The sequence below is a fragment of the Oleiphilus sp. HI0067 genome (genome assembly GCF_001635735.1).
This window is the reverse complement of record NZ_LWFI01001156.1, coordinates 1-747: the sequence shown is the minus strand read 5'-3', so window position 1 is coordinate 747 and position 747 is coordinate 1. Positions and strand designations below refer to the sequence as shown.

Annotated in this window: 1 protein-coding gene; it reads left to right on the top strand. The window is 44.0% G+C overall.

Annotated features, from left to right (window positions below):
- Nucleotides 1–62: 62 nt before the first annotated feature.
- Nucleotides 63–747: metal ABC transporter ATP-binding protein (locus A3739_RS16985; protein ID WP_068502159.1), on the top strand; the 685-nt coding region annotated here is incomplete at its 3' end.

Here is a 747-nt window from a genome sequence, read left to right as displayed (position 1 = left end):
CATGACACACAACCTTCTCACACTTGTTAAAGCCCTCTCTTACGCATCTGAGACTCTCAACAATGATTCGTAAACAGATAGCAGGCCCTAGCCTTAGACTTGAAAATGTCTTCTTTCAAGCAGGCAATCAAATACTACTCAATAACATCTCTGTCGAATTCAAGAACGGTAACTGGTTTGGCATTGCAGGGCCAAATGGCGGAGGTAAGAGCACGCTGATAAAAACGATTCTTGGGCTGAACAACCACCAAGGCAGCATCATCTTAGATTGGCCATCCAGCCCAGAACTATCAAATGCCGGAAACATAGGATACATACCGCAACTGCTTCCATTTGATGATAGCTTGCCCATCTCCGTTCGCGACTACTTGTTAATGAGCCTGTCTACCAAACCTGTTTGGTTCCGACGAGGTCTTCCTACTGATGTCGAAAACGCACTTGAACATATTCAATTAACAGACAGACTTGATCGTCGAATTGGTGATTTATCGGGCGGCGAAAGACAACGCTTAATGCTGGCAACCGCACTATTACAAAATCCTGGGCTACTCATTCTTGACGAGCCAATGACTGGACTTGATGAGCAAGGAAAAACAGAATCCATAAATATTCTAAAAAAGTTTAGAGCGGCTGGCGGCACGATACTAATGATCGAGCACGACTGGACACTTATTCGTGAGCATTGTGATCATTGCTTCTGGGTTGATAAAACAATTCGAGAAATCGATCCTAGAACCATTCAAGTTC